The following is a 7,436-nucleotide window of genomic DNA, read 5'->3' on the forward strand; positions in this document are numbered from 1 at the left end:
TACCCCGCCGCGGCCGGCGCCGCCGGGGTGCCCGTCGGCGTCGACGACGGCGAGATCCCAGCCGTCGAGCGGCAGGCCGATGCGGATCGGGCCGGTACCGTCCATGAGGGCGGCGCACGCGACGACCGTGGCCTCGGTAGGCCCGTAGGTGTTCCATACTTCGCGGCCCGGTACCGCGAGCCGCTCGGCCAGATCCGGCGGGCAGGCTTCCCCGCCGAAGATGAGCAGGCGCACCGCTTCGAGCGCTTCGGCCGGCCACATCGCGGCGAGGGTCGGCACGGTGGATACGACGCTGATGTCGCGGGAGATGAGCCACGGCCCGAGGTCCATGCCCGAGCGCACCAGTGAGCGGGGTGCGGGGACGAGGCACGCACCGTGGCGCCATGCCAGCCACATTTCCTCGCAGGATGCGTCGAATGCGACGGACAACCCGGCGAGTACCCGGTCGCCGGGACCGAGGGGGTCGGCGCGGCAGAACAGACGCGCTTCGGCGTCGACGAACGCGGCGGCGTTGCGGTGGTTCACCGCAACACCTTTCGGGGTGCCGGTGGAACCCGAGGGGAAGATGATCCCGGCCTCGTCCTCCCGCCGTGGCCCGCGCAGTTCGGGGTCCGGCGACGACGGCGCGGTGCCGGCCCCGATCCCGGCGTCGGTGACGATCGCGCTCACACGGGCTTCGCCGAAGACCAGTTCGGCGCGTTCATCCGGGTCGTCGGCGTCCACCGGCACATACGCGGCTCCGGCGGCGAGGATCGACAGGATGGTGACGTACAGGTCTTTCGAGCCGGAGGTCATCCGCACCCCGACGCGGTCGCCCGCACCGACCCCCGCGTCGGTGAGCCGGTAGGCCCCGGCGACCACCTCTTCGACGAGTTCGGCGTATCCGAGGGTCGTCGTGCCGTCGTCGATGGCGGGAGCTTCGGGGTGTGTGTCGGCGGTGGCCCGCAGGATGTCGACCAGAGTGCGCGGCGCGGGAGCGTGGGCCCCGCGGAGGAATTCCTCGGGAACGGTCGATGGTCTGTGGTCGGTGGGCTGGGCAGACAATCCGCGTGTCCTTCTTCTCGGTGGGCGGCTCCGGTTATCTCACGGCCAAGTGGACAGAACGTGAACTTTCGGGGTGGACCGCCCGTGCGCAGAGGGCCGCTGCGTCATGGATCAGCAAAGCACGGAATGCCTGTTGTCGCTGGTCGGTCTACGTATCGAGGTGCTGTCGCCGGCCGGTCGGCCGGCCTGATTTGACACGAACTGTGGTGACTGTCATTCTCTTCGGCAGGTCATGAGTACCAGCATCAAGCCCCGGCTCGCTGGTCGGCAACCCTCCTCCGCGGTGGGGTGCTCCGGGTGACGACCAGGCTGTGTTTCCGATACCGGACACGGCAAGCGCGGACTCCGCCGGCGATCGAGACTTATCGTCGTGGCGATCACCGACGGGTCCCTGGATCGAGGGATATTTGTCATGACTGCCGCATTGACCGCCACCTGTATTGCGCCGTTCGCCCCGGTTTCGGGCCGTGACCTCCAGGTTCCGCTGGTGCAGGGTGGAAGTTGCACGTACGCGAACTTCGATTACGCGGCGAGTGCCCCGGCGCTCGCGACGGTGACCGACCGGATCGCCGAACTGCTGCCGTTCTATGCGAGCGTGCACCGGGGAGCCGGGTATGCGTCGCGGATCAGTACCGCGAGTTACGAGGATGCGCGTGCGTCGGTGTCGCGGTTCGTCGGCGCCGATCGGGATCAGGTGGTGGTGTTCACGCGTAACACCACCGATTCGTTGAATCTGCTCGCGACCGCGGTGCCCGGCGACGTGGTGGTACTCGATGTCGAACACCACGCGAACCTGTTGCCGTGGAAGAGTTCTCGTGTGGTCGAGGCGGCAGACACCGTCACGGAGACGGTGCGTCGCCTCGCGGCGGAACTGACGCGGGCTCCCGCCGCGCTGCTCGCTGTCACGGGCGCATCCAACGTCACCGGTGAGGTGCTGCCCATCGCGGAACTCGCCGAGCTCGCGCACTCGTGCGGAGCGCGCATCCTCGTCGACGGTGCTCAGCTGGTACCGCACCGGCGGGTCGATCTGGCCGCTTCCGGTGTCGACTATCTCGCTTTCTCGGGCCACAAGCTGTACGCGCCGTTCGGCGCCGGTGTGTTGGTCGGGCGTCGCGACTGGCTCGATACCGCCGAGCCGTACCTTGCCGGTGGCGGTGCGGTACGCGAAGTGGCCCTCGACCGCACCGAGTGGGCGTGCGCTCCCGCCCGGCACGAGGCCGGCAGCCCGAACGTGCTCGGGGCTGCGGCACTCGCCGCAGCGTGCGACACGCTCGCCGGATTCGACACGGACGCCGCCGCCCGGCACGAGGAAGAGCTGTGCAGCCGGCTCGTCGAAGGCCTGCGTGACATCGACGGAGTAGAACTTCTTCGGCTCTGGGACGATTCGAGCGATTGCGTCGGAATCGTCACCTTCACCGTCGACGGTTTCGAGCCGGGTGAGGTGGCGGCGTACCTCTCGGCCGAGCACGGTATCGGCGTGCGCGACGGGCGGTTCTGCGCCCATCCTCTCCTGGCCCGCGTCGGCCGTTCCGGCGGTGCGGTGCGCGCGTCGCTGGGGTTGGGCAGCTCCTCCGACGACGTCGAGCGGCTGATCTCGGCGCTGCGGTACCTCGTCGCCGGAGAACGGTCCTGGTCGTACGCGAAGACCGACGGACTGTGGAGCCCGTCGCCGGAGACTCGTGCCCGGCTCGCCGACGCCGGTGCCGGCGCTTCCGAGTGCGTCTGACCGAGTCGCGCGAGGCCGGTCGGTGCTTTCTCGGCGACAAGATATTACTGTTGAGTAATGACCGATCATTCCAGCTGGAAAGCGTTCACCGTCGAGCGCAAGGGCCACGTCGCCCAGGTGACACTCATCGGCCCGGGCAAGGGCAACGCGATGGGTCCGGACTTCTGGACCGAACTACCCGCGGTATTCACCGAACTCGACGCCGATCCCGAGGTCCGCGCGGTGGTGCTCGCCGGTTCCGGCAAGCATTTCTCCTTCGGCCTCGATCTGCCGGCGATGGCCGGGGACCTGGCCGCGGTACTTGCCGACAAAGCTCAGGCCAAGCCCCGCACCGACTTCCACGCGATGGTCAAGCGCATGCAGGCCGCGATCACAGCGGTCGCCGATTGCCGCAAGCCCGTGGTCGCCGCGGTGCAGGGCTGGTGCATCGGTGGCGGGGTGGACCTCATCACGGCGGCAGACATCCGCTACGCGAGCGCCGACGCGAAGTTCAGCGTCCGTGAGGTCAAGGTGGGCATGGTCGCCGATGTCGGGACACTCGCCCGGCTTCCACTGATCATCGGCGACGGCCACGTCCGTGAGCTCGCACTCACCGGCAAGGACATCGACGCCGCGCGCGCCGAGAAGATCGGACTGGTCAACGACGTATTCGACGACGCGGATGCCGTCCTCGCAGCGGCCCACTCGACCGCTGCGGAGATCGCGGCGAATCCGCCACTCGTCGTACACGGCATCAAGGACGTCCTCGACCACAGCCGATCCGGGAGCGTGGACGACAGCCTCCGCTACGTGGCGGCCTGGAACGCGGCGTTCCTGCCGTCCGAGGATCTGACCGAGGCCATCACCGCCGTCTTCGAGAAGCGGCCGCCCAGCTTCAAGGGGCAGTAGCGCTCCGACCGGACAGCACACGAAGAAGTCTCCCGGCCGTTAACGGAGTGGCCGGGAGACTTCTTCGTGCGTTTGTGCGTTTGTGCGCCGGCGGCGTCAGTGCCCGCCGTTGTCCTTCAGACGCGCGATCGACGCGGTGACCTCGGCCTCGGCCTCGGCGCGACCGGTCCAGTCGGCAGCCTCGACATGCTTGCCCGGCTCGAGATCCTTGTAGTGCACGAAGAAGTGCTTGATGGCGTCGAGTTCGAACTGCGGCACGTCGCTGATGTCCTGGATATGATCCCATCGCGGATCGCCTGCCGGGACCGCCAGCACCTTGTCGTCGCCACCGGCCTCGTCGACCATCTTGAACATTCCGACCGGGCGGGCGTCGACGAGGACACCCGGGAACACCGACTCGGGAAGCAGCACGAGGCAGTCGAGCGGATCGCCGTCCTCGCCGAGCGTGTTCTCGATGTAGCCGTAGTCGGCCGGGTAGCCGAAGGAGGTGTACAGGTACCGGTCGAGCTTGACGCGGCCGGTTTCGTGATCGACCTCGTACTTGTTGCGTTGACCCTTCGGGATCTCGATCGTGACCTCGAACTCCACGCGCTGCCTCACTTCGTCGCTGTTTACCTGCCGATACGGTTGCTGTATCCGCGGTGATGGTCCGCACAGAGGATAACGGTCGCGGCGCTAGGCTGGAGGCTCAGGTACCGGACCACCTGAGCGGCCTACCAGGGCGCAAGTGTGTCGAACGCAGCGGAGGCGTGTTGGCGGGGCAGGAAAAAAACAAGAAGCAGGGTGTACTGGCCACGCGCCGACGTCGCAGCTTTCGGATCCTGCTCGGCATCTGGGTGGCCGGTTTTCTGGCTCTCGTCGTCGGTGGCGTATTCGCGGTGTACGACGTCCAGAACACCGCGTCGGCCGCGATCGCTCCGGCTCCCGCCCCGGTCGTGGCCACTCCGCAGGTGATGCCCGTCGTCGCCGACGCGCCCGCCCCGACTCCCGCCGTCCTCGCCGTCGCACTCGAGGAAGCGGTGACGAACCCGGCGCTCGGCGCATTCACGGGTTCGATCACCGACACGGCCACCGGCACGGTGCTGTGGTCCCGGGAGCCCGACCGCGCGATGGTTCCGGCGTCCACCACCAAGATGATCACCGCGGCCGCCGCACTGATCGCGTTGCCCGCCGACCATCGGGTCACGACCCGCGTCGTCGCGGGTTCGCGACCCGGCGAAATCGTGCTCGTCGCCGGCGGCGATCCGACGTTGACCGCCCGGGCGGTCGGGGAGAGCAGCTTCTACCGCGGGGGACCGCGCATCGCCGATCTCGCCGAACAGATCCGCCGCTCCGGTGCCGTCGTGGACACCGTGCTCGTCGATACCGGTATCTACGGCGGCGAGACACTCGCCCCCGGCTGGTTTCCGGACGACGTCGGCGAAGGATATGTCGCGCCGATCGAACCGGTCATGCTCGACGGTGGACGGCTGAGTCCGCTCGAGGACGAGTCGCCGCGCAGCCCGACTCCGGCCCTCGACGCCGGCCGCGCACTCGCGGTCGCGGTGGGAGCCGACCCGGCGTCCGTCGCGCTCGGCACGGCCTCCCCCGGAGCAGCGCCCATGGCTGTCGTCGAGTCGGCGCAGTTGCGCGAGCGGCTGGCACAGATGGTCACGCTGTCCGACAACGTCCTCGCGGAAGCGATCGGCAGGGAACTGGCCATCGCATCCGGCACCGCCCCGACGTTCCAGGGCGCGGTCGACACCGCAGTCCGCACCCTCGAGGGCGCGGGCTTCGACATGGGCGGAGTCGCGCTCCGCGACCTGAGCGGGCTGTCGGTGGACAATCGGATCCCTGCGCGCGTGCTCGATGCCGTGATCGCGACGGCGGCCGGACCGGACCGGCCCGCACTGCGGCCGCTCCTCGACTATCTACCGGTTGCCGGAGCCACGGGCACACTCGCCGATCGCTACGGGACGACGAACCGTGCCGGTGCGGGATGGGTCCGCGCGAAGACCGGCACCCTGACCTTGGTCAGTGGCCTCACCGGGTACGTCGTCGATACCGACGGCCGGGTGCTGTCGTTCGCGTTGCTGTCGAACGACCGATCCCCGGCGGAAGCCCGGCCCGCGCTCGACGCTGTCGCCGCGGCGCTTCGAGGATGTGGCTGCAGGTGAGCCCAGACCGCGGATAGACAGACCGCGGATAGAACGAAGGGGCCGGCAATGACCAGAGCTGAAAGAGCGCTCGGCGACGCGATCGACTGGGGATTCGCCGCCGGCGTCGGCGCACGGTTGGCGCGTCCGGGACCTGCCATGTCGCGCTACACCCACGATGCCGTCGTCGCGGAACTCGCATCGGCGTCCGAACGCTCGGAGGGGCCCGTACGGGAGCTGACGAAGCTCGACGGCGGTCACGGGAGCCCCCGCGCGGCGCTGGTCGTCGACCGGCCGGGTTGGGTGCATGCCGCGGCTTCGTCGATGGCCGATCTCACCGGGGCCGGAGACAGCGGCCTCTGGCTCGGGAAACCCGCGGGTGCGCAGGCCGGCGCGATGCTTGCCTACCTGTCGTCCGCTGTGCTCGGCCAGTACGATCCGTTCTCGCGCACCCTGCTGCTCGTCGCCCCGAACATCGTCGCGGTCGAGCGGGCACTGAAAGTGCCGGCTGCCGACTTCCGGCTGTGGGTGTGCCTGCACGAGGTCACCCACCGTGTGCAGTTCGCGCAGGCCCCGTGGATGGCGGAACTCATGCGCACCGCTGCCGCAGACCTCGGCGCGGCCGTCGACGAGCCGCTCGGCGAGCTCGCGGGCCGTGTCGTATCCGCGGTCCGTGACCTGCGCACGCCCGGTGAGAAGACGATGGCGCAACGGGGCGTGCTCGGGCTCATGCGGGCCGTGCAGGCAGAGCCGCAGCGAGAGGCTCTCGATCGTCTGCTCGCGCTGGGAACCCTGCTCGAAGGGCACGCCGACCACGTCATGGACGGTGTGGGACCGTCCGTCGTCCCTGCGGTCACCCGCATCCGGCAGGCGTTCGACAGCCGGCGCCGGCGCAGCACGAACCCGATCCACCGCCTCATGCGCACACTGCTGGGCATGGACGCGAAGATGGCGCAGTACGTGCACGGCAAGAAGTTCGTCGACACCGTGGTCGGCCGGGTCGGCATGGTGGAGTTCAATGCCGTCTGGGCCGGCCCCGACACGATGCCCACGCTCACCGAGATCGACGACCCGGACGCCTGGATCGCGCGGGTGCTGGGCTGACCGTGGCACAGACACCTCCGCTCCTGCCCGAGGCACCCGCCATCCACCAGGTGCGGCTGGCCGTACGCGCGTGGCTCGCGGCGCACGGCGTCCGGTCCGTCGCGGTGGGCCTGTCCGGCGGAGCCGATTCTGCTGCCCTGACCGCTGCCGCCGTCGCAGAGGCCGAATCGGTGCATGCGGTCGTCGTCGACCATCGGCTGCAAGCAGGATCGGACGTAACCGCGTCGCGGGCCGCAGCATTCGCGCGTTCTCGCGGATGCGCGACGGTATGTGTCGTGCCCGTCGACGTCACCGGCCCCGGCGGCCCCGAGGCCGCCGCCCGCGCCGCCCGGTACCGCGCGCTCGGCGAAACCCGGCGGGGAATGCCGGTGCTGCTCGGGCACACCCTCGACGACCAGGCCGAAACCGTTCTGCTGGGTTTGGGGCGCGGCTCGGGTCTCCGCTCGATCCGGGGCATGGCCGAGTTCGACGATCCGTGGGCACGGCCGCTGCTCGGCATCCGGCGCGACACCACCCGGCAGGCCTGCGACGAACTCGGA

7 protein-coding genes and 1 riboswitch are annotated in these 7,436 nt (G+C 69.4%); of the genes, 5 read left to right on the forward strand and 2 right to left on the reverse strand.

The features are described from left to right. A partial coding sequence (locus Q8814_RS23005) for an AMP-binding protein (protein ID WP_330154293.1) occupies positions 1-1,044 on the reverse strand: 1,044 nt, incomplete at its 3' end. 228 nt (positions 1,045-1,272) lie between these two features. Beyond that, positions 1,273-1,389: riboswitch (SAM riboswitch) on the forward strand. Between the two features lie 67 nt (positions 1,390-1,456). Here Q8814_RS23005 and Q8814_RS23010 point away from each other — a divergent pair. Together Q8814_RS23010 and Q8814_RS23015 are read left to right on the forward strand one after the other, a co-directional pair. After that, the gene (locus tag Q8814_RS23010) at positions 1,457-2,770 is read left to right on the forward strand and encodes an aminotransferase class V-fold PLP-dependent enzyme (RefSeq protein ID WP_330154294.1); all 1,314 of its coding nucleotides are present in this window, start codon (positions 1,457-1,459) and stop codon (positions 2,768-2,770) included. A gap of 57 nt (positions 2,771-2,827) precedes the next feature. Continuing rightward, complete coding sequence (locus Q8814_RS23015) at positions 2,828-3,658, forward strand: crotonase/enoyl-CoA hydratase family protein (protein ID WP_330154295.1); 831 nt, start codon at positions 2,828-2,830, stop codon at positions 3,656-3,658. 96 nt (positions 3,659-3,754) lie between these two features. Here the strand turns inward: Q8814_RS23015 and Q8814_RS23020 are convergent, their stop codons facing one another. Further along, on the reverse strand, positions 3,755-4,246 hold the full coding sequence (locus tag Q8814_RS23020) for an inorganic diphosphatase (RefSeq protein WP_330154299.1): 492 nt from the start codon (positions 4,244-4,246) through the stop codon (positions 3,755-3,757). A 161-nt stretch (positions 4,247-4,407) separates the two neighbouring features. Here Q8814_RS23020 and dacB point away from each other — a divergent pair, with 161 nt between their 5' ends. From dacB to Q8814_RS23035, 3 genes are all read left to right on the forward strand, one after another. Then, positions 4,408-5,814, forward strand: coding sequence for a D-alanyl-D-alanine carboxypeptidase/D-alanyl-D-alanine endopeptidase (gene dacB / locus Q8814_RS23025; protein ID WP_330154296.1), 1,407 nt, complete (start codon positions 4,408-4,410; stop codon positions 5,812-5,814). Positions 5,815-5,862: 48 nt separating this feature from the next. Beyond that, positions 5,863-6,897, forward strand: a complete 1,035-nt coding sequence (locus tag Q8814_RS23030; protein ID WP_330154297.1) for a zinc-dependent metalloprotease — start codon at positions 5,863-5,865, stop codon at positions 6,895-6,897. Further along, on the forward strand, positions 6,873-7,436 hold a 564-nt coding region (locus Q8814_RS23035; protein ID WP_408015972.1), incomplete at its 3' end, for an ATP-binding protein. The genes Q8814_RS23030 and Q8814_RS23035, both read left to right, overlap by 25 nt.

This window comes from Rhodococcus chondri (assembly GCF_036327435.1).
Taxonomy (GTDB): Bacteria; Actinomycetota; Actinomycetes; order Mycobacteriales; family Mycobacteriaceae; genus Rhodococcus; species Rhodococcus chondri.